17 protein-coding genes and 2 tRNA genes are annotated in these 24,591 nt (G+C 69.6%); 8 read left to right on the top strand and 11 right to left on the bottom strand.

Annotation, left to right across the window (positions count from 1 at the left end; all coding sequences use genetic code 11):
• Positions 1-1,112 (top strand): heparan-alpha-glucosaminide N-acetyltransferase domain-containing protein (locus tag D7W81_RS24100; protein ID WP_120557738.1); only part of this gene is annotated, 1,112 nt, incomplete at its 5' end.
• Here D7W81_RS24100 and D7W81_RS24095 read toward each other — a convergent pair.
• Positions 1,069-1,560, bottom strand: a complete 492-nt coding sequence (locus tag D7W81_RS24095) for a VOC family protein (protein WP_120557737.1) — start codon at positions 1,558-1,560, stop codon at positions 1,069-1,071. The genes D7W81_RS24100 and D7W81_RS24095 overlap by 44 nt on opposite strands.
• A 143-nt stretch (positions 1,561-1,703) precedes the next feature.
• Between D7W81_RS24095 and D7W81_RS24090 the strand changes: the two genes are divergently transcribed.
• A complete protein-coding gene (locus D7W81_RS24090; protein ID WP_120557736.1) occupies positions 1,704-3,554 on the top strand; it encodes a vWA domain-containing protein in 1,851 nt (616 codons plus the stop codon).
• Positions 3,555-3,653: 99 nt separating this feature from the next.
• Here D7W81_RS24090 and D7W81_RS24085 read toward each other — a convergent pair whose 3' ends face one another.
• Positions 3,654-4,256 (bottom strand): hypothetical protein, encoded by a 603-nt coding sequence (locus tag D7W81_RS24085; RefSeq protein ID WP_120557735.1) that lies wholly within the window; start codon positions 4,254-4,256, stop codon positions 3,654-3,656.
• A gap of 216 nt (positions 4,257-4,472) precedes the next feature.
• Between D7W81_RS24085 and D7W81_RS24080 the strand changes: the two genes are divergently transcribed.
• Positions 4,473-5,072: an expansin EXLX1 family cellulose-binding protein gene (locus D7W81_RS24080; RefSeq protein ID WP_244227388.1), complete on the top strand. Its 600-nt coding sequence runs from the start codon at positions 4,473-4,475 to the stop codon at positions 5,070-5,072.
• 31 nt (positions 5,073-5,103) lie between these two features.
• On the opposite strand, the gene D7W81_RS24075 is transcribed toward D7W81_RS24080, so the two are convergent.
• The 3 genes from D7W81_RS24075 to D7W81_RS24065 all read right to left on the bottom strand — a co-directional run bounded on the left by D7W81_RS24075 (position 5,104) and on the right by D7W81_RS24065 (position 13,809).
• Positions 5,104-10,641, bottom strand: coding sequence for a DNA repair ATPase (locus D7W81_RS24075; protein ID WP_120557733.1), 5,538 nt, complete (start codon positions 10,639-10,641; stop codon positions 5,104-5,106).
• Between the two features lie 42 nt (positions 10,642-10,683).
• Positions 10,684-12,846: a flotillin family protein gene (locus D7W81_RS24070; RefSeq protein WP_120557732.1), complete on the bottom strand. Its 2,163-nt coding sequence runs from the start codon at positions 12,844-12,846 to the stop codon at positions 10,684-10,686.
• Positions 12,847-12,963: 117 nt separating this feature from the next.
• The gene (locus D7W81_RS24065) at positions 12,964-13,809 is read right to left on the bottom strand and encodes a hypothetical protein (RefSeq protein ID WP_120557731.1); all 846 of its coding nucleotides are present in this window, start codon (positions 13,807-13,809) and stop codon (positions 12,964-12,966) included.
• 221 nt (positions 13,810-14,030) lie between these two features.
• On the opposite strand from D7W81_RS24065, the gene D7W81_RS24060 reads away from it, so the two are divergent.
• The 4 genes from D7W81_RS24060 (at position 14,031) to D7W81_RS24045 (ending at position 17,314) form a co-directional block, all read left to right on the top strand.
• On the top strand, positions 14,031-15,089 hold the full coding sequence (locus tag D7W81_RS24060; RefSeq protein WP_120557730.1) for a DNA topoisomerase IB: 1,059 nt from the start codon (positions 14,031-14,033) through the stop codon (positions 15,087-15,089).
• A gap of 78 nt (positions 15,090-15,167) precedes the next feature.
• Entirely contained in the window at positions 15,168-15,899 is a 732-nt protein-coding gene (locus D7W81_RS24055) for a 2OG-Fe(II) oxygenase (protein WP_120557729.1), read from the top strand.
• A gap of 113 nt (positions 15,900-16,012) precedes the next feature.
• Positions 16,013-16,210 (top strand): hypothetical protein, encoded by a 198-nt coding sequence (locus D7W81_RS24050; protein WP_120557728.1) that lies wholly within the window; start codon positions 16,013-16,015, stop codon positions 16,208-16,210.
• Positions 16,211-16,261: 51 nt separating this feature from the next.
• The gene (locus D7W81_RS24045; protein WP_244227387.1) at positions 16,262-17,314 is read left to right on the top strand and encodes a patatin-like phospholipase family protein; all 1,053 of its coding nucleotides are present in this window, start codon (positions 16,262-16,264) and stop codon (positions 17,312-17,314) included.
• 13 nt (positions 17,315-17,327) lie between these two features.
• On the opposite strand, the gene D7W81_RS24040 is transcribed toward D7W81_RS24045, so the two are convergent.
• Complete coding sequence (locus D7W81_RS24040; RefSeq protein WP_120557726.1) at positions 17,328-18,539, bottom strand: lipase family alpha/beta hydrolase; 1,212 nt, start codon at positions 18,537-18,539, stop codon at positions 17,328-17,330.
• Positions 18,540-18,599: 60 nt separating this feature from the next.
• Positions 18,600-19,235 carry a pyridoxamine 5'-phosphate oxidase family protein gene (locus D7W81_RS24035; protein ID WP_120557725.1) on the bottom strand — a complete coding sequence of 212 codons (636 nt, stop codon included), beginning with the start codon at positions 19,233-19,235 and terminating at the stop codon, positions 18,600-18,602.
• Between the two features lie 113 nt (positions 19,236-19,348).
• Between D7W81_RS24035 and D7W81_RS24030 the strand changes: the two genes are divergently transcribed.
• Positions 19,349-20,284 carry a LysR family transcriptional regulator gene (locus D7W81_RS24030; RefSeq protein ID WP_120557724.1) on the top strand — a complete coding sequence of 312 codons (936 nt, stop codon included), beginning with the start codon at positions 19,349-19,351 and terminating at the stop codon, positions 20,282-20,284.
• Positions 20,285-20,339: 55 nt separating this feature from the next.
• On the opposite strand, the gene D7W81_RS24025 is transcribed toward D7W81_RS24030, so the two are convergent.
• The 4 genes from D7W81_RS24025 to murJ form a co-directional block, all read right to left on the bottom strand.
• Positions 20,340-20,413 (bottom strand) — tRNA-Met (locus tag D7W81_RS24025).
• A 78-nt stretch (positions 20,414-20,491) separates the two neighbouring features.
• A tRNA-Met gene (locus tag D7W81_RS24020) sits at positions 20,492-20,565 on the bottom strand.
• A 102-nt stretch (positions 20,566-20,667) separates the two neighbouring features.
• Positions 20,668-22,683: a S1 RNA-binding domain-containing protein gene (locus D7W81_RS24015; RefSeq protein ID WP_120557723.1), complete on the bottom strand. Its 2,016-nt coding sequence runs from the start codon at positions 22,681-22,683 to the stop codon at positions 20,668-20,670.
• A gap of 226 nt (positions 22,684-22,909) precedes the next feature.
• A partial coding sequence (murJ, locus tag D7W81_RS24010; RefSeq protein ID WP_244227386.1) for a murein biosynthesis integral membrane protein MurJ occupies positions 22,910-24,591 on the bottom strand: 1,682 nt, incomplete at its 5' end.

The raw sequence follows: 24,591 nt of genomic DNA, 5'->3' as shown, positions 1-24,591 counted from the left end.
CCGCCGCCCCTGTCTCCCGCGAGCGCGTGCGCGCCATCGACTGGCTGCGCGGCCTCTCCGTCCTCGTGATGATCCAGACCCATTCGCTCGTGCTGCTCACCCCCGAGCTGCGCAAGAGCGAGTGGACCGGCCGGCTGCTCAAGGTCGACGGCCTGGTGGCCCCCGCGTTCATCTTCTCCGCAGGGTTCGCGCTGGCGCTGCTCATGGTGCGCAGCGCCGCCGCGGGCGTGCTGAACGAGCGAGTGCCCCGCAACCTGCGCCGCATCGCGGAGGTGTTCGCGGTCGCCGCGCTCGTCAATGCCGTGTGGTTCCCCATCCGCACCGAGCCCGTGTGGCTCTTGCGTCTGGACATCCTCCACTGCGTGGGCCTGTGCCTGCTGATCACCCTGCCCATGGCCGCGCTGCTGGCCTCACGGCCTCGCGTGCTCGCGGGCACCGCGTTCGTGCTGGCGATGGTGGCGTTCGCGCTGGCGCCCTTCAGCGACTCCGCGGGCGAGCCCTGGGCGTCGTTCCTGCGCAAGTCCTCCTGGGCGCCCTTCCCGATGGTGCCCTGGGTGGGCTTCGCGTGGCTGGGCGCCTTCGCGGGCTGCGTCGCGGGCGCGTGGGGCCGCAAGGGGCTGGCCAAGGCCCTGGGCTTCCTCATCGCGCTGGGGCTCCTGGGGACGCTGATGCCGCGCGTGCTCAGTGAGCTCTACCCGCCGCACCGCTTCTTCGTCACCAACCCGTCCAACTCCGCCACCCGCTTCATGTGGGTCTGCGCGGTGCTGTGGGTGATGCTCTGGGTGGAGGGCCGGATGGCGCCAGACGCGAAGCCTTCACGCGCGCGGCGCTTCCTGGAGGTGTTCGGCACCTCGTCGCTGTCCGCGTACTTCTTCCACGAGATGCTGCTGTACTACCGCGTCTTCGGCGTCTTCTCGTTCCAGAAGGTGTGGGGCGACTCCAGCGGGTGGCTGAAGTACGCGGGCCTGCTCGCGCTGCTCATCGCGTGCACGTTCGTGCTGTGCCTCGCGTGGGATCCGGTGGAGCGCGCGGTGAAGAAGGCCTTCACGCGCGCGGGCCAGTGGCTGCTCAGTGCGCCGCGCTGGCTGCGGCCTGTTCGAAGGCGCGGATGATCTCCGGCGGGGCCTGCACCAGCTCAATCAGCACGCCCTCGCCGCTCAGCGGGAACTGATCACTCGCCTTCGGGTGGATGAAGCACACGTCGAAGCCCGCGGCGCCCTTGCGGATGCCGCCGGGCGTGAAGCGCATGCCCTGCCCTTCCAGCCACTTGACGGCCACCGCCAGGTCGTCCACCCACAGCCCCACGTGGTTGAGCGCGGGGTCGTGCACCTTGGGACGGCCGTCGGGGTTGACGGGCTGCATCAAGTCCACCTCCACCTTGAAGGGGCCCGCGCCCGCCACGACGATGTCCTCGTCCACGTTCTCCTTGTCGCTGCGGTAGGTGCCGTGGGCCGTCAGGCCCAGCGTGTCCACCCACAGCTTGCGCAGGGCGCCCTTGTCGAGCCCCCCGATGGCGATCTGCTGGATGCCCAGAATCCGGAACGGTCGTGTCGTCTCCATGGCCGGGGACCGTCGCAAAAGGGGTCACCCTACGCAAGCGCGGGCCACGGGCGGGCCCGGGAAAAATTCACCGGATAAACCCATTCCGGAGGTCGTCCGTTTCCAGGGGCACGCTGACTTCCTCCCGCTGTCCCGGAGCCGCCATGTCCCCGTTCTTCTCGAAGCGCCGCGTGTCCTTCGTCAGTGGTGCCCTCCTCTGCGCCAGCCTCGTGAGCGCGTGCTCCTCCAGGGAGCCGGCGCAGGGCCTGTCCGCGCGCGGCGAGCTGCGCCCCCAGGCCGTCGCGACCACCCAGAGCGCCCCCAAGGACGAGGCCGACCGTTTTGTCCGCGCCGCGCCCCCGCCCCCTTCCACCCCGGCCTCCGAGCCGGCTGGGAAGCGCCGTGATGCCGCCGCCGCGCGGGCAACCGCCGCCGAGTCGGAGGCCTACGCCCCGGCCCCGTCCGAGGCCCCTGCCGCGCTCATGGCCCCGGCGCCAGAGATGCGCCGCGCGGCTCCGGCGAAGGGGGCGTTGGGCGCGTCGGGCGTGGGCGCGGGTGGCCATGGGGTTGCAAGCGCCCCGCTCGCGCTCCAGCAGCCCATGGAGAAGTCCAAGAAGGAGCTGGCCGACGACAAGAGCCTCTCCGAGGGCGGCAACACCTTCGAGGCCTACAAGCCCAACGCCTTCACGGAGACGGCGAAGGACGCGCTGTCCACCTTCGCGGCGGACGTGGACACGGCCTCCTACTCCATGGCGCGGCGCTACCTGCAGCAGGGCCAGCTGCCGCCCACCCAGGCGGTGCGCGTGGAGGAGTTCGTCAACTACTTCAAGTACCGCTACGCCCCGCCGGAGGACGGCGCCTTCACGGTGCACCTGGAGGGCGCGCCCTCGCCCTTCAACGCGCGCCGCCAGTTCGTGCGCGTGGGCGTGCAGGGCAAGGTCGTCTCCCGCTCCCAGCGCAAGCCCGCGCACCTGGTGTTCCTGGTGGACACCAGCGGCTCCATGGCGTCGTCGGACAAGCTGCCCCTGGCCATCGAGTCCATCAAGGTCGCGGTGAAGAACCTCAACGAGAACGACACCGTGGCGCTCGTCACCTACGCGGGCTCCACGCGGGACGTGCTGGCCCCCACGCCCGCCACGGACGTGAAGAAGATCCACGCGGCGCTGGACACGCTGGTCGCGGGCGGCGGCACGGCCATGGGCTCCGGCATGGAGACGGCCTACAAGCACGCGGTGAAGAAGGCCTCGGGCAGCGTGGTGTCCCGCGTGGTGGTGCTCACGGACGGCGACGCCAACATCGGCCCCAACCTGAGCCCGAAGGCCATGCTGTCCAGCATCGAGAAGTACGTGTCTGAGGGCGTCACCCTCACCACGGTGGGCTTCGGCATGGGCAACTACCACGACTCGCTGATGGAGCAGCTGGCGGACAAGGGCAACGGCAACAGCTTCTACGTGGACAGCATGAAGGAGGCGCGCAAGGTCTTCGAGACGCAGCTCACCGGCACGCTGGAGGTCATCGCGAAGGACGTGAAGTTCCAGGTGGAGTTCAACCCGAAGGCCGTCAGCCGCTACCGCCTGATGGGCTACGAGAACCGCGACATCGCGGACAAGGACTTCCGCGATGACAAGGTGGACGCGGGCGAGATTGGCGCGGGCCACACCGTGACGGCGCTGTACGAAGTGGAGCTCGCTGGCGACGCGCCGCAGGAGCTGGCCACGGTGCGCATCCGCGCCAAGGCGCCCAACGGCACGGAGGCCAAGGAGCAGGCCTTCCCGCTCACCCGCGCCAACCTGAAGCCGTCCATGGAGGCCGCGACCGCCGACTTCCGCTTCGCCGTGGCCGTGGCCGCCACCGCGGACATCCTCCGCGCCGCGCCCGCCGCCGAGGGCTGGAGCCTGGCCACCACGCAGAAGCTGGCGGAGGGCGCCGTGGGCGGTGACTCCGACCGCACCGAGTTCGTCCGCCTCATCGGCCAGGCCCGCGCGCTGACCACCGCGTCCGCTCGCGGCAACTAAAAAGGCCCCAGCACGATTCACCGGGGAGACGCGCAGCAAGGGGGGCCCTGCCCGCCACCGGGATGAGCCGGTGGCGGGCAGGGCTTTTTCAGGGGTGCTTCAGATGACGCTGATGACCGGCGCCGTGGTGGTGGTGAAGAAGTCGGTGAAGGTCCCGTACCAGTAGGTCCCCGACCGGCCGTTGATCTTGCACGCCTTGGTGCCGGAGACGCTCAGGTTGGTCCCGGTGCTGCTGAGGCCGATGCTGCCCGTCAAGATGCTGCCCGTCATGTAGTCGCAGTAGATGTCCCCGTTGCGCGTGGTGGAGAGCGTCGTGGGGTCCACCGCGCGCACGGCCATGACGGTGGCGGCCGAGCCGCTCCAGCCGTTCTTCATCGTGAAGCCCACCGCGAGCCCCAGGCTTCCACCGACCAGGGACACCGTGCCCGGCGTGTTCAGCGGGACGGTCTGGATGACCTGCGAAGCGCCCGTCGTCAGGGTGCAGCTGGCGCCGCCCGTGCGGGTGATCACGATGTTGTACTGCGGAGGCGAGGTGGTGATCTGCACCGTGGTCGCTTCGTAGTCACAGCCCTGCGAGGACGCCGTCGTCAGCCGCGCGCTCTGCTGCGCGAGCTCCACGCCGTCCTCCTGCTCCGGACCGCCACAGGCGGAGACAACGAGGGCAGAACCCAGACACACAACGGACGTCAGTTTGTTCATCATGGGAATTCCTTTCCGATTTTGGGGAGGGAGGAAGGCCCGGACGCTAACAAGCCCGCCTGGTAGAACCAATACGGAGAGTCCTGTCTGTCCTTGACGCAGAGAGACGCGTGTATAGTGCGCGGTATGAACCGACCCGCTTCGTGGAAGTCCGCGCTGGTATTGATCCTGGCCACGCTTGCCTGTGGGGCATGCGGGGATTCTGCCTCCGGTGGCGGCGTGAGCCTGGGCTCCGAGCAGAAAGGGATTGCGACCTTCTACGACGCCGACGGGAGCGGCAACTGTTCCTTCGAGCGCGGCGGCGACCTGATGGTGGCCGCGATGAACCAGGCGCAGTACGACAACAGCGCGGTCTGCGGCGAGTGCGTGGACGTCGTCGGCCCCAAGGGCAGCGTGCGCGTGCGCATCGTGGACCAGTGCCCCGACTGCGATAAGGGCCACCTGGACCTGTCGCGCGAGGCCTTCGACAAGGTGGCGGAGGCGAAGGACGGCCGGGTGGACATCACCTGGACGCCGGTGTCCTGCGACGTGGCCGGCCCGGTGAAGTACCACTTCAAGAACGGCAGCAATCCGTGGTGGGCCGCCATCCAGGTGCGCAACCACCGGCTGCCCATCAAGAAGCTGGAGTGGAAGCGCGACGGCGACTGGAAGGCGCTGGAGCGCGAGAGCTACAACTACTTCGTCTTCGAGGGCATCGGTGAGGGCCGCTTCCAGCTGCGCGTCACCGCCACGGACGGCCAGCAGCTCGTCGACTCGCTGGAGAAGGTGCTGGACGACGATGCCGTGGACGGGGCTGCGCAGTTCGCGCCCCAGAAGTGAGAGGGATTCGCAATCCCTCCCACGCTGACCTCTAGCGGCGCAGCATGCCGCGAAGGAGCTCCAGGGCCTCGGTGACGCCCTGCCAGACCTGGAGCGCCTTGATGCCCTCGCCTTCACCCTGCACGTTGCGGCGGGCCGCGCGCTCCAGCGGCAGCAGCGCGCCCTCCACCAGCTCGATCTGCCGGCTCAGCTCCGCCGGTGACGGGCCGTTCGCGGCGCGCTGGAGCGACTCCGCGGGGGAAGGCAGGGACACGGACACCGGCCGGTCCGCCAGCGCCGTGATGGCCTTGGACAGCTGCGCCATGTACGGACCGAAGTCCGGCGCGGCCGCCTGGGGCATGGGCGCGTTGCGCAGCGTGGGCGCCTCCGCCTGGGCGGCCACGCGTTCCGTCAGGGCCTTGAGCAGCTGCGCCATGTGCTTCAGGTACGGGGCCAGGTCCGTTGTCTGGGGCGCGGGGGCGGCCTGCGGCGCTGCCGGGAGGGACACCTGCACCGGGGCGGGCGGCTTCTGGGCGGCCTCGCGGCCCACGCGGGCCACCTCCAGCACGGCCTCGCGCAGGGCCTCCAGGTGCGGGGCCACGGGCGTTTCGTCGCTCGGCGCGTTCGCCTGCGCGGCGGCCTGCACCACCGCGTCGCGCACGGAGCCCAGCTGTTCCTCGATGGCGCCCAGCTGTCCGGTGACGCGCGCCACGGGGTCGTCCTCCTTGCCCCCCATGCGCTTCACGCGGGCGAAGCCCTGCTTGATCTCCTCCCAGCGCTTCGCCTTCTCCGGCGTCAGGCGCCCACGCATCTCCTGGAGCTTGAGCAGGTTCTGCTCCGCCGCGGTGGTGAGCGTCTGGGATTCGCCCTGGTAGTGGTCGTCGATGCGGCGCTCCAGCTCGTCGTCCGTCATCGCGGAGACGACCTTCTCCGCCAGCTTGCCCATGTTGCGGTAGCTGCCCTGCAGCTTGAACGGCGGCTCCGTGCGGAAGCGCTCGTCCTGCGCGGCGGACGCGATGTACTGGAGGTTCACCTTGAGCAGCACCTGCTGCACGCGGAACAGCCGCTGGAAGACGGCGATGATCTCCTGGAGCTCCGCCGCCGCGTAGCCGTGCTTCAGCTCGCCGGAAGGGACGTCCTCGCCCTTGGCCATCCGGATGAGGCGGTGCACGTCCTGCGGGTCGCGCGTGGCCAGCGGCGCCAGCACCGGGTTGGAGGTGAGCGAGTTCTCCAGATAGCTGAGGGCGAACAGCTCCTCCTTGCCGTCCAGGATGTCACCCAGGTTGTACGTGTCCGCGCGGTTCGCGAGCATGTCCGGGATGCGGAAGCGCTCGCCCGTCTCCGTGTACGGGTTGCCGGCCATCACCACGCAGAACTTCTTGCCGCGCAGGTCGTACGTGCGCGTCTGGCCATTCCAGACACCCTCCACGCGGCGCTGGCCGTCGCACAGGGAGATGAACTTCTGGAGCAGCTCCGGGTCCGTGTGCTGGATGTCGTCGAGGTAGAGCATCACGTTGTTGCCCATCTCGAAGGACAGGTTGATGCGCTCCACCTCCTGCCGCGCGGTGGCGTTGGGCGCCTCCGACGGGTCCAACGACTTCACGGAGTGGCCCAGCGCCGGCCCGTTCACCTTCACGAAGGTGAGGCCCAGGCGGCTGGCCACGTACTCCATCAGCGTCGTCTTGCCGTAGCCCGGCGGCGACATGAGCAGCAGCATGCCCATGCGGTCCGTGCGCTTGCCCTCGCCCGCCGCGCCCAGCTGCTTGGCCAGGTTCGCGCCGATGAGCGGCAGGTACACCTCGTCGATGAGCCGGTTGCGCACGAAGCTCGTGAGCACCTTGGGCGTCAGCTCCTCCAGCCGCAGCTTGCGCCGCTCGCGGTCCAGCAGGTCGCGCAGGTACGCGCGGTAGGCCACGTACGCGGGCACGCGCAGCTGGCGGAACTCGCCCAGCCGCGCCAGGAACTCGTCCAGGCGCAGGGCCAGCTTGCGGTCCTGGACGCGCGGGTGGCTGCCCAGGAGGCCCGTGGCCTCCGTGGCGGTGATGGCACCCGCCGTCTCCCGGTCCAGCTTGCGCTCCGTGAGGAGCACGACAGCCGATTCCAGCGCGACGTGGGCCGCCTCGCCCGGGCCGCCTTCACGACGGGCGAGGAACGCATCCACCCAGGCGCGCGCGATGCGCAGGCGCTCCGGCAGGTTCTTCTCCAGGCCGCGCAGGTCGTCGTCGAACGCGGTGCGCGAACCGTGGCGGTCCAGGTGCGCGAGGAACGCGTCCTTGAGCGCCAGCGCCTCGCGGCTGGTGGTGAAGCGCGGGCGGTCCACCGCCAGCTCCTCCACGAGGTAGCGGCCCGCCTGCCGGCCCTCCGCGGGCGAAGCCGCGAGGCCATGGCTCTTCAGGAACGCGAGCACGCGCTCCCCCAGCTCGTCTCCCAGCGCCACCAGGTCCGAGCCGATGTCGAACGCCTGCCGCAGCCGCGCGAGGCTCCGGGCGCGCCGGTGGAACACGCCCCGGAGCACGTCGTCGCCGTCGAACGCCCAGTAGAGCGCGGCCCAGGCACGCGGGGCGGGAGCGAAGCGCAGGAGGCCCGCGCCCTGGTGCAGCGCGAGCAGCTTCTCCAGGAGGGCCGCCGCGTCCGCGTCGTGCACGCCGCGCTCGTAGCCCTCGTCGAAGCGGTCCGCCGCGTGTGCGCGCACGCGCTCCAGCAGGTGCCCCTGCGCGCCGGCCTCGTACAGCGCCGCCAACGTGAGGCCGCCCTTCCCCTCCTCCGCGTCCATCAGCAGCCCGGCGGCCAGGTACTCCGCGCGGTACACGTCGCGCGTCTCGGAGACCAGGTGCTGGTCCCAGAGCTCGCGGTACTTCAAGAGCTCCGGGTCCTCCAGCTTCTGCGTGTAGTCGGAGCCGGTGAGCTGGAGGTACAGCGCGCCGTCGCGCGGCACCAGCGTCAGCTCCAGCGGCTGGGTGTTGACGTGGAAGCGATAGGGCCCCAGCTTGATGAGGCCTTCACCGCCCTCGAACAGGTCCTGCTTGTCGCGCAGCGCGCGCAGGGCGTCCTGCTTCGCGGACTTCACCCGCGACAGCACTTCGTCCGCGCGCACGCTGTCCTGGAGCGCCAGCAGCTGTTCCGCCAGCTGCCGCAGCTTGAGGATCATCGCGTCGGACGCGAAGTAGGCGTTGAGCTCGTCGTCCGCCTTGAACGACTTCGCCCGGCGCTGCACGCCCTGGAGGATGCGCTCCGCCGCGCCGAAGAGGCCGGAAGCCCGGCGCTGGCGCTCGTCCACCAGCGCCTGCTTGCGCGCGCCGAAGGCCTCCAGCAGCTCCTCGCGCTTCTGGGTGATCTGCCCCAGGAACTCGTCGAACTCGCCGAAGCGGCCCTCCAGCTCCTCCAGCAGCACGGTGAGCTTGGAGAGCGCCTCGTCGCACTTCTCCGGCGAGTCCGCCTGCGACAGCGCGTTCTCGATGCTCTGCCCCAGCAGCTTGAACTGCGCGCCGAACTCCGCGCGCTTCTCCTTGCCGGACAGCTCCTTGCGCTTCGCCAGGAGCCCCGCGCGCACGCGGTTCAAGCGGCTGAACAGCTCGGAGATGCCTTCAAGAATCCGGGCGCGAGCCAGCGGGTCGCCCACCTGGAGCCCGCCCACCACCTCGCCCAGGACCTCCAGGCCCTGGCCGGTGCGCTCCACGTCCTCGGCCAGCGGGGCCAGGTCCGCGGTGGTGGTCAGCGGCTCCAGCCGCTCCATCAGCCCGTCCAGCCGCGAGGCCAGGGGCTGGAGCGCTTCACCCTTCTGGAGGAAGTCCACGCACGCGGTGCTCACCGCGTCGGACGCGGCCACCACCGCCTGCTCCAGGGCGTCCACGTGCCCCAGGTCCATGTAGCGGACGTCCTTCAGGGTAATCAGGTGCCCGCGGTGCCGGCGCAGGTCCGCGAGCGCGCGCATGAAGCCCTCGGCGTCCGTGAGCCCGTCCGGCTGCGCGTTGAGCAGCAGCGCCTCCTGCGCCTGCGTGGCCTGCGCGAGTGACTCCTCCGCGCGCTTGCGCATCGCAAGGACCTTCTCGAACTCATCGATGATGAGCTCGGAGGTGCGGCGCAGCTGCTCGATGGGCTCCTGGAGCCCCACTTCCGCGTGGGACAGCCAGTAGTACGCGTCCAGCGCGCGCGTGGCCGCGGAGACCAGGTCCTCGTAGGTGCGGCGCGTGGGCTTGTCCGTCTTCGCCACGCGCGGCAGCGTCAGCGCGTCGCTGATGCCGCGCACCAGCTCCGCGTTGCCCACCTTGCCCAGGTAGCCCGGCGCGGGCGGCAGCTTCGCCGCGTGCTCGTCGGAGACGAACGGCGTCTGCCACACCTGCATGGGGTGCACGCGGGTGGGCTCCTGCGACGTGGCGCGGAACACCACCAGCCCGCCGTCCGCGAAGAGGCTCATGCCGTGCGCCTGCAGCGGCGTCTGCACCTCCTTGCGCACCAGGTTGTACGGGAAGAGCACGTAGGCGCCCTCGTCCCGGCGGTGGAAGACGTAGAGCACGTCCTCCCCGTTGGGCGAGCGCACCGCCTGGTGGAACTCCATCCCTTCCGACGCGCCCTCGAAGACCTTGTAGTCGCCCGTCTGGAGGTAGTAGCCGCCCGGGAAGACGATGCCCTGATCCTCCGGCAACCGCACGCAGGACTGGCCAATGGCGTCGATGCGCACCACGTGCTGGGTGCGCGCGTTGAAGACGAGGTAGCGGTACGCCTTCTCCCGGAACGGAAGGATGCGCAGGAGGATGAGCCCGCCCACCTGCGTCCAGGCGAACTCCGCGTCGTCCAGCGACTGGTCCGCGTCCTCCACCGGCTCGCTGTAGATGCCCCGGCCGGTGGCGGTGTTGTTCTCCACCTTCACGGTGAGGTCGCCCTTCACCGTCTCCACGAAGACCTGATCCAGCACGTTGACGTGCGGGTGCTGGCCCAGCACGTACTGCTCGCGCGAGGCCACCGTCCACTCGAAGTCGTGGGACGGCGGGTAGACGTGGTCGCGCTCACCCTGGTTGTCCACGTAGGTGGCGCGGCCCTCCACGTCCACGCTGAAGCGGAAGACCTTGAGGTCGCGCGCGGACAGGCCCGTCTGGAACACCGCGAGCAGGCGCGAGTCCCGCCGCCGCAACTGCAGCAGCTTCGCGTCCTTGTAGTACTTGTACAGCTCGCCGAAGTCCTTCACGAACCGGGGGTCCGCGAGGAAGCCGCCGGCCTCCGTGGGAGGCACGGCGGACAAATCGAAGCCCTCGGCCGTCTTCTCGAAGCGGTGCAGCGAGAAGACGTCCGAGACGTTCGTCTCCTTCTTCAGGCCGATGAAGACGTTGTAGCCGAAGAGGAGGTACTTCCCGACGCTGACGATGTCGCGGGGGACGCAGTTGTTCTCCGTGCGTACCCGCTCGTTGCCAATGACGGTGAGCTCCGTGCCACCGAACAGCGCCTTGCGCCGCCCGTTGAGGCCGTTCGCCTGGGTCGCCAGCGCGTCCGCCTGGGAGAGGAGGCGCGCACGGATGACCTCGTAGCTGCCGCCCTCCAGCGTCGCCTCGCCCCCGGGCACCTGGGTGCCCGGGGTCTTGGTGCTGTCAGTTGCCATGGATGTTCACCGAAGAAGGGATTGCGATTGGCGGAGAGGCTTTCAGCCCTGCTGCTTCTGCACGAGGGCCGCGGCTTCCGTCTGCACCAGCGCCTTGATGCCGGCGGCGGTGGTCTCCGTGGGGCTCACCGACATGCGGTTGAGCAGCGCCGCGACGGCCAGGTTCTGCGCGTCGTTGCTGAGGCCCGGCTTGGAGAGGATCTCCTTCAGGTCCGCCGGCAGGTCCTTCTCACCGTTGAGGTAGCCACCGAGCGCCTTCTTCAAGGACTCGCCGTGGTCCAGCGCGCCGTCCACCGAGCTGCCGAAGGACACGGCCTTGATGAAGTTCTCGAAGAACTTCCCGTCGCCGCCGACGATCTGGAACTTCGCGTTGCTGAACGCCTGGGCCAGCACGGAGGCCTGGGCCTGCGCGATGTCCTTGCGCACGTTGATGGCGGCCAGCTCCACGTCGCGCTCCTTCTGGAGGCGCAGGCGGTACTCCTCGTGCTCGCGGCCCACGCCGTCCAGGGCCTTCATCGCGGTGGCCTTCTCCGACAGGCCCCGGGCCTCGGCCATCAGCTTCTCCTGGATGGCGTTGGCCTCGGCGAGCAGCTTCTCGCGCGTGGCGAAAGCCTCCGCCTCGCCGCGCTTGTGGATGGCGGTGGCTTCGGCTTCCTGCACGCGGGCGTTCGCCAGGCCCTTCTGCTCGGAGCCCGCGGCCTCGGCGAGCAGCTTCTCGCGCACCGCGGACGCCTGCGCCTGGCCCTGCTTCTCGATGACGGAGGCCTCGGCCTCCTTCACGCGCACCTGCGCCATGCCCACCTTCTCCGTGGCAACCGCGTCCGCCTCACGCACGCGCACGCTGGCCAGGCCCGCCGCGGCGGACTCGGCCTGGATGCCCTCGGCCAGCCGGATCTTCGCCTTGGCCTGCTTGTCGGCGGCCTCCAGGTCGGCCTCGGCCAGGGTCAGCTTCTCCTTGGCGAGGAACACGGCGATCTTCGCGCTCGCGTCCGCGGCCGTGATGTCCTTCACGGACGCCTCTTCCGCGTGCGCCTGGGCGGTGATGATGACCGCCGCCTTGGTGCGGTTGGCGTCCGCCGTCACGCGCAGGTCCTTGATGTTCTCCTCTTCCTGGGCGACGGTCTTCTCCACCGCGATGCGGGCGCGGACGACGTCGGCGATGGCCTTCTTCTCCGTCTCCAGCGCCTTCTCCTTCGCGATGCGCTGCAGCTCCGTCTCACGCTCGCGGTTGATGGCCTCCAGGGCGCGATCCTTCTCCACGCGCTCGGTCTCCACGCCCACCACGCGCTCGCGGTTCTTCTGGGCCACCTGCACCTGGCGCTGCTTGTTCTCCTCGTTGATGGCGATCTCTTCTTCCGCCTTGATGCGCGCCAGCTGCGCCTTGGCGAACTCCTCGCTCTTCACGCGGTCGGCCTCGGCCGTCTCACGCGCCTGGATGATGTCGATCTCGCGGCGCTGCTTGGCGGCCGCCTCTTCACGCTGACGCTCGAGGGCGAAGATGGCCTCGTCGGCTTCCACGTTGCGCTTCGTCACCGCCATGCGCTCGGACTGGCGCAGCTCGTTGGTGAAGACGTTCTGCTCGGTGGTCAGCTGGGTGATCTTCCGGATGCCCTGGGCGTCCAGGATGTTGTCCTTGTCGAGCATCTCCACCGGGGTCTGCTCGAGGAAGTCGATGGCGCAGTCCTCCAGCATGTAGCCGTTGAGGTCGCGGCCAATGGTCTCGACGACCTTGTCCTTGATCTCGTCGCGCTTGGTGTAGAGCTGCTCGAAGTTGAAGGACTTGCCTACCGTCTTGAGGGCCTCGGAGAACTTGGCCTCGAAGAGGTTCTCCAGGGTCTCCTGGTCGGAGGCGCGCGCGCAGCCGATGGACTGGGCCACCTTGAGCACGTCTTCACGCGTCTTGTTCACGCGCACGAAGAAGGTGACCTTGATGTCCGCGCGGATGTTGTCCTGGCAGATGAGGCCTTCCTTGCCGCGGCGGTCGATTTCAACCGTCTTCAGCGAGATGTCCATCACCTCCGCGCGGTGGACGATGGGCAGCACCACGGAGCCGGTGAAGGTGACCGTGGGCTCGGTCTTCAGGGTGTTGACGATGAGCACCTTGCCCTGATCCACCTGGCGGTAGAACTTCGCCACGCTGACGAAGATGCCGAAGAGGATGATGATGCCGCCGCCGATGATTGCCGCAATGCTGATGGGATCCATGGCCTATCCTGAGAAGTCCGTTGGGCGGGCCTTGTTCCAAGCACTCGGGGTCCCCCGCGAAAGCCACCCGGTGCCGATTGTCGCGCCCATCCGGCAGGTGCCGGCGGACGCCAATGTTCATCGCTGAGAGCGGGCCCGCGCGATGGCCGCTGCCGTCAGCGGATCCCGCAGTTGCTCCATTTCCTGCGGGAGGAGCCAGTCCACCGGCTCCACCTCGTAGATGCCCCGCTCCGCGTCGTAGCCGAGGATGAGTGCCGGCTGGCCGCGCTTGAGCTGGTTGGGCTTGTCACAGAAGACGTTGAGGATGAGGCCCGCGGCCCCGTCGTCGAAGGTGGCGTGACCGTCCTTCGTCGTCACGCTGCCGCTGGAGATGGTGCACACGCGGCCCATCAGCGCCTCGCGGCCCGGCGCGCGCCTGGCGATGAAGATGGGGCGCAGGGGCCGCACCGCGAGCCCACCCGCGAGGGTGCCCGCCGCCGCGCAGACAAGGCCCAGGCCCGTGCTCACGAGCCACGAGGGCAGCACGGAGAGCGCCGCGTGCGTGGCCTGACCGCTGAGCAGCGACAGCGACCAGGAGAGGAACACCACCAGGCTCACCGACACCGTGACAGGGATGCCGCCGAAGCCCAGCGCCGCGAGCAGCCCCGTGGCGGCCTCCGCGTCGTGCAGGTGCGAGTGGCCCGCGTGGCCAACGTCATGGCCGCCGACGGCCTTCGCGCCGCCTTCCAGCAGTCCCGACGTCGCCTTGGCGCCGCCCTCGAACGCGCCGCCCACTGCCTTGGCGCCGCCCTCGAACGCGCCGCCCATCGCCTTGGCGCCGCCCTCCAGGTTCACGTCGCCGTCGAGCAGGTCGATGCCCGCCGCGCCGGCGATGACACACAGCCAGTACGCCAGCACCACCCCCAGGAGGATGGTGAAGATCGCGGTCGGGAACGCCAGCAGGGCGGCGAGGAAGGTCGTCATGCCTCGGGAATAAATTGAGAGGTGGGAGTCACAACGAACTCTAAACGACTGCAGCCATATCCGAAAATGCCACCCTGGGCTTTTCCGGCTGCCTGCCCTCCATGCCGCCAGGGGGCAACCGGATTGCCGCCCCGGCGTGGACTGCGCACTACAGGGAGGCGATGCCCTCTCATGCCGCCGTCTCAGAAACCGAGCGCCCCCCATCCGTGAGCCGGAGGGGGATGACGCAGCTGGAGCGGCTGCGGCAGGACGGCCACCGGCGGCTGGGGACGATGAAGCGCGGCTTCCGCTACGTGGATGCGAAGGGCCGGGCGGTGTCCCAAGCGGAGCGTGAGCGCATCGACGCGCTGCGGCTGCCGCCCGCCTGGACGGACGTGGCCATTTCGCCCAAGGCCTCCGCGCGGCTCCAGGCCGTGGGGAAGGACGGCGCGGGCCGCTGGCAGTACCGCTACAGCGAGGCGCACACGCAGAAGCAGCGCGACGCGAAGTACCAGCGCATCGTGGGCTTCGCGCAGGCGCTGCCGAAGATGCGGCGGCAGGTGCACAAGGACTTGAGCAGGCGGGGCCTGGGCAAGGATCGGGTGCTCGCGGGGATGCTGCGCATCCTGGGCACCTGCTTCATCCGCCCGGGCAGCGAGCGCTACGCGGAGGAGCACGGCAGCTTCGGGCTGGCCACGCTGCGCGCGCGGCACGTGAAGGTGAATGGCGACACGGTGGTGTTCGACTACCCGGGCAAGTCCGGCGTGCGGCAGCACCGTGAGCTCAAGGACCGGCGCGTGGCGACGCTCGTGCGGCAGCTGTTGAAGGTGCCCGGGCGGGACGTCTTCAAGTTCGTGCTCGACGACGGCGCGGTGGTGGACGTGCGGCGCCGGCACATCAACGAGTACATCCAGCAGGTGATGGGCCCGGGCTACAGCGCGAAGGACTTCCGTACCTGGGCGGGCACGCTCATCTGCGCCTGCGCGCTGGCGAGGGCCCGCGAGCGCGTGAAGGAGGAAGGCGACGCCGGTCCGGTGAAGAAGACCGTGCTCAAGAAGAGCATGGTGGCCGCGGTGCGCGAGGCCTCCGAGCAGCTGGGCAACACGCCCGCGGTCGCGAAGGCGTCATACATCTACCCGTCCGTGCTGGTGCTCTTCGAGCGGGGCCAGGTGGTGGACCGCTACTTCAAGTCCGTGGACGAGCTGGCGGCGAGCGCGGGTGATGGCATGCACTGCTCGGAGAAGGCGCTGCTCCACATGCTGGGCAAGTCGAAGGGCGGCGTGAAGCAGGCGTCCGTGTAGCAGCAGCCCGGCCGGGAAGGAGGCGAGCGGTGGCGGATCGCCTCTCTCGCGCCCCGGGAAGGCGCTAGCGTTCGCTCCGTGCCCGAGTACGTCACCCACCGCGACGCCCTGCCCCGCTCCGAGCTGGAGGCGCTGGGGGATGCCCTGCTCGGCTCCCGCTTCGTCGCGCGCAGTCCGTTGATGGGCACGTTCCGCGCAAGCCGGGGCTTCGCGTTCATCTTCACGCGGGAGGGCCGGGCGACGTTGGAGACGCGCTTCCCGTTCCTGTCCGTCTACCTCCGCCGCATCCTCGATGACGACAATGCACGCGGGTTGTTGCCGTGGACGCAGCGCTGGTTCGGCGGCCGTGACACGCGCCCACGTCCCAATGCGTTCTACTTGAACCTGCTGCTGCTGGACGCGGGCACGCCGGTGGGACGTCACATCGACGCGACGTTGCAGGAACCCAGCGGCGTTCCGGATGCGACGCCTGAGCACGTGAGCGTGCTGTACCTGAGGGTGCCGCAGGGCGTGCGGGGAGGAGCGCTGCGGCTGCTGCGCGACAACCAGCTCCAGGGCGAGGTGCGGCCCAAGCCGGGCCTGCTGGTCCACTTCCGGGGCAACCTCCAGCATGAAGTGCTGCCCTTCACTGGCGGCCAGGAAGGTGCGCTGCGCGCAAGCCTGGTCTGTGAGCAGTACGCCTTCGCGGAAGAGGTGCTCGCCCGCCTCCCAGTCTTCCGCATCCAGTCCAAGGCGGGCTTCTCCGCCTACCTGGAGGCCCAACGCGAGCGCGACGGCACGTCCCCTTCCGTGGGAACGCTGGAGGAATAGGCGCTCGGCGAAGCCCCGCTCCTGGAGCAAGGGGCCGCCCGGGCAGACCACCGCTTGCGCCCACCGGCCGCCATCGCAACCCTTGTGGTTCACCTTCACGAGGGAGCACGACCATGGCGGGCAAGAAGTTGGAGGGTTACGGCTCGACCAGTGAGCAGCGCCAGCGCCACCTCGAGAACGACGCGTTTTCCGAGCGGGCGCCGCGGACTCCGGAGGAACTGGAGAAGGCGCGCAGTGATCCGGACCATGACGGACACCAGGTGGTGACACTCCATCCGTTGGATCCGGATCGTCCGGACGACGAGCGCTGATCTCCCGCTCGCACTGGACTGGTAGGGTCCGTGCCCGCGATGAGCCAGAGCTTGACCTTGCTTGCGGGCCCCGACGCCCTGCACATCCTCCGGGAACGCGGGCTGCGTGCGGAGGACGTGGACATCCTTCCGGGCGCTTCCGGAGGACCCAAGTGGCTGGGACTGGAGGGAATCGACCGCGTGCTGTTCGGCGAGTTTCTCCAGCAGCCGCGTGCCCGGCCGCTGCATCTCATCGGAAGTTCCATCGGGAGCTGGCGGCTCGCGTGCCTGGCGCAGAAGGATCCGGTGGCCGCGCTCCGGCGCTTCGCGCACGCGTACCTGGAACAGCGCTACCCACCCAAGCCGCCTCCTTCACTGGTCAGCGAGGTGAGCGCCACGGTGCTGGAATCACTCCTGGGACCGGATGGCGCGGAGCAGATCCTCGCGCACCCGTGGGCACGGCTGCATGTGGTGACGACCCGGTGCAAGGGATTGCTGGCGGTGGAGCAATCCGGCATGCAGCTCGCGGGCTTCGTGCTGGGCGCGCTGGCGAACGCGGTGAGCCGCCGGACGCTCCGCTTCCAGATGGAGCGCGTGATCTTCCACACCGCTGGGGACACCAGTCCGTTCGCCGGGCTCAAGGACCTTCCGTCCGTCCATCGCCCCCTCACCCGCGACAACCTGCGTCCGGCGCTCATCGCCTCCGGCTCCATCCCCATGGTGCTCGCGGGTGTGCACGACATCCCCGGTGCGCCTGCGGGTACGTACCGGGACGGAGGCGTCGTCGACTATCATCTGGACGTCGACTACGGCACGGGCAACGGGCTGGTGCTCTATCCGCACTTCTACCCGTACGTCGTGCCCGGCTGGTTCGACAAGTCGCTCAAGTGGCGCCGCGCGGGGCCGCTCAACTTCCGCCGTGCGCTGATCATCACGCCGTCGCCCGCGCATCTGGCGCGGCTGCCCGGTGGACGCATCCCGGACCGTTCCGACTTCACGGGCATGAAGGACGAGGATCGCATCCGCGCGTGGAAGCAGGTGCTCACCGAGGGCGACCGCATGGCCGATGAGCTGCGAGAGTTGCTCTCCACGGGCCGCATTGCGGACCACGTCCAGCCCTTGTAACGCACGGGTTCAATCAGGGATCGAGCCACGTGCGAAGCGTGGCGTAGACCTCCGGGTGGTCGAGCAGGTCCAGGTGGTTCGCGCCCGGGATGATGCGCTGGTTCGCTTCCGGAAACCGCAGCGTCAGCTCTGGCTGCGCATGCCGCCCGAGCGCGCTGTCCACCGGGACCAGCCCATCCCCGGGCAGCCGCTCCGCCAGCGCCTTCGCGGTGGTCGCGGCGACCGCGTAGCACGCCACGCCCTCCGGCAGCGCCAGACCGCGACGGACATCTCCACCCCAGCCGAAGCGCTCGCGTCCCTCCCAGTGCGCATCGAGGACATTGCCGAAGCGCAGGTCCGTCACCCCGGCACTCCGGATCCGGCCCAGGCGCGCGAACGGAGCGCTGTACGGACTGACCTCCAGCAGCACGTCCACCCAGCTTCCACCGCGCTCCAGCGGTGAGCCGTGATGGGGCGAACCGAGGCAGACGAGCCCGCGCAGCAATGACCGCCAGCCCTGACCCGACGCCTCCGCCGCGAGACACGCGCTCCGCGCCACGAGGCCGCCCATGCTGTGACCCATGAGGGTCAACGACTCGAGCGGCACGGGCCAACAGGCGACGAGCTGTTCCAGCAGCTCCGAGAACGCACGCCCGTTCCGGGAGATGTGCAGGCCGCTGTTGTAGTGGAGGTAGACCGGCGTGCAGCCGAGGTCACGCGCCAGCGCCGCGCCATGGTCATGCCCCCGCCGGCTCCACTGGAGGTCGTTCATCGACGAGCCATGGATCAGCACGAGCAGCCGGCTTCCTGCCTGCGGGAAGGCTTCACGCAAGGCGTCCGGCTCCAGGCGTAGCGACTGGCCTTGGACCCGGAACGCCATCGGGATGGCGAGCGGGTTGCCCTGCGCTTCCAACACGTCCCCCAGCACCCCGTTCAGCGCGGAGACCACCGCCTCGCGCTGGGGTCCCGGGGAGCTGTCGCCCAGCCATGGAGAGAGCTGAGCGAGCACGGCATCGAGCCCCGCCCCGATGTGGCCGGTGATGCCCTGGAGCGTCGAGTAGATCCACCCCGTCACGGCCCGAGCCGGGCGCTCCAGCGGCCTGCCCAGCACGGACGGCCCGCTGGCGATGGTGCAGTGCATCTCCTCGACCAGCCCCATCACACCCCGGGTGGCCTGCACCGCGAGGCGGCTGGCACCCCGCAGAGCCTCCGCGTTCTTCAGTGCACCCGGCGACTGGCTGCTCATGGCTCGCACCTCCATGGTCAAACCTACCGGACCGTAACCTACCCAACCGTAGGTCCAGGGTCAAACCGGAGACCGCTTCAAGCGCTCCAGCTCTTCGCGCAGGGTCCGGTTTTCGGCGCGGAGCGTGTCGAGCTCGGTCACCATCGGGCGCATCGCCGAGTCGATTTCGGCCTCGGTGAACCGGGGCGTGATGTGCTGGGGACAGTTCCAGTCGAACCCTTCGACCCGGAGCACGAAGCCGCGCTCCACCTTCGCGCCGTATCCAGGAACCGCCAGGCGCTCCAGAGTGGCAGCGTCCGTTTCGCGAGTGATGACGGACGCACGCGCCAGGACCTTCAGGCGCGCACGGTTCGGGTAGTCCACGAAGATGAGCGCGACCCGGTCGTTCTCGCTGACGTTGCCCGCGGAGATGTACTGCTTGTTCCCCCGGTAGTCCGCGAAGCCGATGGTGTGTGGGTCCAGCACACGAACGAATCCCTGGGGACCGCCCCGGTGCTGGATGTAGGGCCAGCCATTCGCGCCGATGCTCGACATGTAGAAGCTGTCGCGCTGGGAGAGGAACTCCGCCTCATCCGACGTGAGCACATCCGGTGCGTCTCCAGTGCGCTCCATGCGGGCATAGGCCGCGCGGCTCCCGAACTGCTCCTGGAGCGCCTTGGCCGCGGGCGTGAAGGCGAGTTTGGCGAAGCGGCCCATGGTGACTCCCGGATGCAACACGGCGGAATTGCCGATGCACCACGTATAGCCACCCGGGCCTGTGGAATAATCAGGCGGACTGACAACGCTTCATTGCCAAATTCACAAGAATCATGGACCAGCTCTTCACGCTTCGGACATTCGTCGCCGTCGCCAGGCAGGGAAGCTTCTCGGGCGCGTCTCGCAAGCTCCGCATCTCCCCTTCCGTGGCGACCCGGGCCATCGCCCAGCTCGAGGAGCGGCTCGGCCTCGCGCTCCTCGTCCGCACGACTCGCTCCGTGCGCCTCACCGAACGGGGCCAGGTCTATCTGGAGAGATGTCAGCGGCTGCTCGAGGACCTGGACGAGGCCGACCGCCGTGTCCGGGGGGAGGATGCCGAACCGCGAGGCGAGCTCAGCCTTTCGGCGCCCATCGTCTTCGGGCGGCTCCATGTCCTGCCGCTGGTCCAGAAGCTGCTCGCCGCGCATCCGGCGCTGTCCATCCGGTTGCACCTGTCGGACCGGAACGAGCACCTCGTGGAAGAAGGCATCGACGCGGCCGTCCGCCTGGGGGACCTGAAGGACAGCGGGCTGATTGCCCTCAAGGTCGGCACCGTCCGGCGCGTCCTCGTGGCGAGCCCGCACTATCTGAAACGAAAAGGCACGCCCCAATCGCCCACGGAGCTGATCCGCCATGAGCTGATCGCCTTCGAGAACCTCGACGCGACGAACGAGTGGCGCTTCGGCGAGAGGGAGAAGCCGGTCCGCGTCCAGCCCCGGCTCATCCTCAACAACGCCGATGCGGCCATCGCGGCCGCGGATCGAGGTCTCGGCATCGCGCGCATGCTCTCGTACCAGGTGGCGGACGCCGTGCTCGCGGGGCGGTTGGTGCTGCTCCTCGGGGCGTTCGCGCCGCCACCGGTCCCGGTGAGCGTCATCTACCCCGGGCGCCGGAGCGCCTCCGCGAACGTGGGCGCGTTCGTCCGCACGGCGCGCAGCCACTTCGAGGAGCACCCGCTGCTGCCAGTGGAGGCGTGGCGCCCTGCCCGGCGCGACTCCAGGGCGAAGTAGGCAGGCGCGCAAAAAGCGAAAGGGCCCCGGCGTTTCCACCGGGGCCCTCTCAGAGTTGCGGGGGCAGGATTTGAACCTGCGACCTTCGGGTTATGAGCCCGACGAGCTACCAGGCTGCTCCACCCCGCGTCACCGTGACGCGGTACTGCCATTCTCGCTTTGAACACCCGGGGTCGAAACTTTCATTTCGACCCCGGGCTCTTCAAGTTGCGGGGGCAGGATTTGAACCTGCGACCTTCGGGTTATGAGCCCGACGAGCTACCAGGCTGCTCCACCCCGCGGCGAGAACGAGAGGGTAAGTACCGAAGCCTCTCGCTACCGTCAACACCTATCTCGGCGCCCCTTCGCATTGTCGCGACGAGCGCCGAGAAGGCGTGACGCCACTACTTGCCCAGCTTGCTGAGCAGATCCGCGAAGGTGCCGAAGCCCTTCTTGCCACTGCCCTGCGGCTGCTGCGTCTTCTGCCAGGCCTCCACTTCGGCGCGCTCCTCCGCGCGGATGGCGCCGGGGATGGACAGGCGGATCTTCCCGGAGGCGTCGATGTCGATGATCGCCACCTTCAGCTCCTGCCCGATGCTGAAGTGCTTGCGCATGTCCGTGCCGCGGTCCGTGCCCGTCTCGCTGGCCGGGATGAGGCCCTTGCCGCCCGGGAACGCGAGGAACACGCCGTAGGGCTCCAGCCGGTCCACCTTGCCGGTGACGACCGCGCCCACCTTGGGACGGGGCGCCGCGGGCTCCTTGGGAGCCGATGCGGCCTGGGCCTGCTGCGCGGCACGCTCCTCGGGAGGACGCTGGGCCTCCTCCTCGGAGATGCGGCGCAGGCCGATGCGCTTGTCATTGGGGTCGATCTTCTCGACGGAGACCCAGATGACCTCGCCTTCCTTCACCGCGTCGCGCGGGTGCGCGATGCGCCGGTCGCTCAGCGCGGAGATGTGCACCAGGCCGTCCACGCCCGGGCGCAGCTCCACGAACGCGCCGAAGGGCTGGAGCCGGACGACCTTGCCCTGCATGCGGTCGCCCTCCTTGATCTCCTCCAGGGCCTTCTTGAACGGATCCTCCTGGCGCGAACGCAGCGACAGGGTGATGCGCTCCTTCTGCTTGGCCTTGTCCGGGGAGTTGGGCTGGCCCTCCTCCATGCGGATGATCTCGACCTCCACCTCGTCGCCCTGCTTCACCACGTCGCTGGGATGCCCGACGCGCGTGTAGGAGAGCTCGGAGACGGGGACCATGCCCTCGACGCCGCCCAGGTCCACGAACACGCCGAAGTCGCGCACGCCGGAGACCTTGCCCTTGACCGTCTTGCCCACGGCCAGGTTCTTGCGCGTCTCCGTGGCCAGCCGGCGCTGCTCATCCTCCAGCAGCGAGCGGCGCGACAGCACCACGTTGCGGTCGCGCACTTCGGTCACGCGGAACTGGAGCTTCTCGCCGATGAACTGATCCGGCTTCTCCACGAAGCGGATGTCCAGCTGGCTGATGGGGCAGAAGGCGCGCGTGTCACCGATGGCGACTTCCACGCCGCCCTTGTTCACGCTGAGGACCATGCCTTCCACCGGCATGCCGGAGGCGCGGGCCTCCGCGAGCATCGCGAAGGACGCGTTGCCCTTGGCCAGCGCGCGGCTGAGCAGGATGCCCCGGGCACCCATCTCCACGACGTGCGCCTCCAGGCGGTCACCCACGCCGAAGCGCAGGATGCCCTCGTCGTCCTTGAGCTCGCGCAGCTCGATCATCGCCTCGGACTTCGCCGAGCCGTCCAGCGACACGAACGCGGTGTCCGCGCCCAGCTGGAAGATGGTGCCGGCGACCTTCTCGCCAAGGCGCACGCCACGGCGGCCAGGAGCCCCGCCGTCCTTGACCTGCGCCTCGAACATGTCCGCGAAGGACTCCGTCTCCGGGACCTCCTCGTACAGGGGGCTGGGGGGCGCGGGAGCCGGCGTCACCGGACGCGGCGTCGGGGCCGGAGTGGAGGCCGCGGAGGCCTGCGCATCCGCGCCCGTCTGCTCCGCGGTCGCGGTCGCCTCGGCGGGCTTCTCACCCTCCAAGGCGCGCGTCTCGATGGAGCCCGAGGCCCGCTTCACGACCACCATGGGGCCGGAGGGACGGCGCTCGCCGCCCCCGCTGCCACCCCGGCGCTCGCCGCCACGGCCACCGCCGCGGTCGCCGCCACCGCGGGGCGCGTCGCCCTGGGGACGGGGCTGCGACTGGGCGTCGCGCGGACCTCGCTCACCGCGGCCAGGGCCGCTCTTCTCGTCGCGGCCGCCACCGCCACGGCCACCGCCGCGCTCGTTGCCCTGGCCCCCCGAAGGGATGCCCAGCATCACGTCGCCAAACGTGGCCTTCGGCTTCTTGGGACCGAAACCGCCAGGACCGCCCGAATTACCGCCGCTCTTCTCGTCGCTCACTGCCGAGACCTTCCGTTGACGATTTCGGCCCGGGACTTCCTTGAAGTCGGGGCCCTTGAAAAAGGCGGCGCACTCTACACGCGCGCCATGCCCGGAGGAAGCCGCATGCGGCCATCCCCCTAAAATTCGGCCTCCTATCGCAACGCAAAGGGGCCTGTCCTGCATTCCGTTCGGGCCCCCCACCACCGCCTGGAAGGCAGCCGTCCCGCCGGGCGCCGCGCCGCGTCTACCGGGCGAGCCCCAGCTTCCGGCCCACCTTGCGGAAGACGGCGCCCGCCTCTGGAACGCCCAGGGCGGCGGACACCGCGAAGTAGACGACTCCGAAAGGAATCGCCGTCGCCAGGAGCCCCAGCACCGGGTGCAGCCGGGGCGGCACCAGCAGCGCCCCGCCCCACTCCACGCCCACCCCGGGCATGGGGCCCAGGAGGCCGGTGAGTCCCTGTTTGACGGCCAACGCCACGAGCCCGCCCACCACCGCCGCGCCGTACAGCCGGGGCAGCAGCCCCGAAGGCAGGCCCACGGGCCCCACCATGGAGCGCAGCTTGCGGCGCAGGAGCGTGGTCTCCACCCAGGCCACGATGCCGCTGGACAGGGTGAGGAAGGCCGCGCCCAGCTCCCGGGGGAAGCCCAGCCGCTCCGGCAGCCACAGCGCCAGGAAATACGCCTTCACGGTGCCCAGGGCCACGCGCACGATGGCGTAGCGCAGGGGCGTCTTCGGATCCTTCAGCGCGTAGAAGGCGGACGCGTAGAGCCGGCCCACGGTGGACGCCACCAGGCCCACCGACGCGCCCATCAGCAGGTACCAGAGGTAGCGCGAGTCCGCCGCGCCGAAGCGGCCCGTCTGCAGGAGCGCGCCACTGACCAGGTCCCCCAGGAAGAGGAGCGCGGCGGCGGACGGCACCACCCAGAAGGCGATGCGCCGCGAGCCCGCGTCGATGCGGCCGCGCAGCTTCTCATGCGCCTGGGCCTCCCCGTCCGCCGTGGCGCGCGCCATCTCCGGCAGTTCCGCGGCGGACACCGCCATGCCGAAGAGGCTCACCGGGATGAGGTAGATGGTCTGCGCGTAGAGCAGCGAGGACAGCGCGCGGTTGGAGATGAGCGACGCGAAGGCGGTGTCCACCCACGCGCTGAACTGCACCACGCCGCGCCCCAGCACCACCGGGCCGAAGTTCTTCAGCACCTGGCGCACCGACGCGCTCGCCAGCGACACCACCGGGCGGAAGTGGCCCAGCAGGCGCATCACCGTGGGCACCTGCACCGCGAACTGGAGGAAGCTGCCCAGCACCACGCCGTAGGCCAGCCACTCCGTCAGGGCCTCCTCCGCGGCGCGCCCCCCGGCCGTATACTGGCCGCCCATCACCAGCAGCGTGGCGATGATGACGATGTTCCACACCACGGGCGCCAGGTAGGACAGCAGGAAGCGCCGGTGGCTGTTGAGGATGCCCAGGCACCACGCGCTCAGGACGAGGAAGCCCGTGCCGGGAAAGAGGATGCGCACCAGCCGCACGGCCAGGTCGCGCTCGCCGCCCTCGAAGCCCGGCGCGATGAGGTCCACGAACAGCGGCGTGGCCAGCATGCCCAGCGCCACCATCACGCCCGTGGCCAGGGCCAGGAGCCCGAACACCGCGCCCGCGACCCGGTCCGCCTCGTCCGCGTCCTTCTTGCCCAGCAGCTGGGCGTAGACGGGGATGAAGGAGCCGGACAGCACGCCTTCGCCGAAGAGGTTCTGGAGGAAGTTGGGGATGCGCAGCGCGGCCTTGAAGACGGCGGCGGCCTCCGCGTTGCCCAGGTAGTGCGCGAAGACCCGCTCGCGAACGAGCCCCATCAGCCGCGACGCCAGGATGCCAATGCCCACCAGCATCGCGCCCTTGCCTCCCGCGCTGCGTTCGGGAACGGACGGTGGAGGGG

The sequence above is a fragment of the Corallococcus aberystwythensis genome, assembly GCF_003612165.1.
Taxonomy (GTDB): domain Bacteria; phylum Myxococcota; class Myxococcia; order Myxococcales; family Myxococcaceae; genus Corallococcus; species Corallococcus aberystwythensis.
The sequence above is the reverse complement of the archived record's forward strand: the minus strand, read 5'-3'. Positions and strand labels throughout refer to the sequence as shown.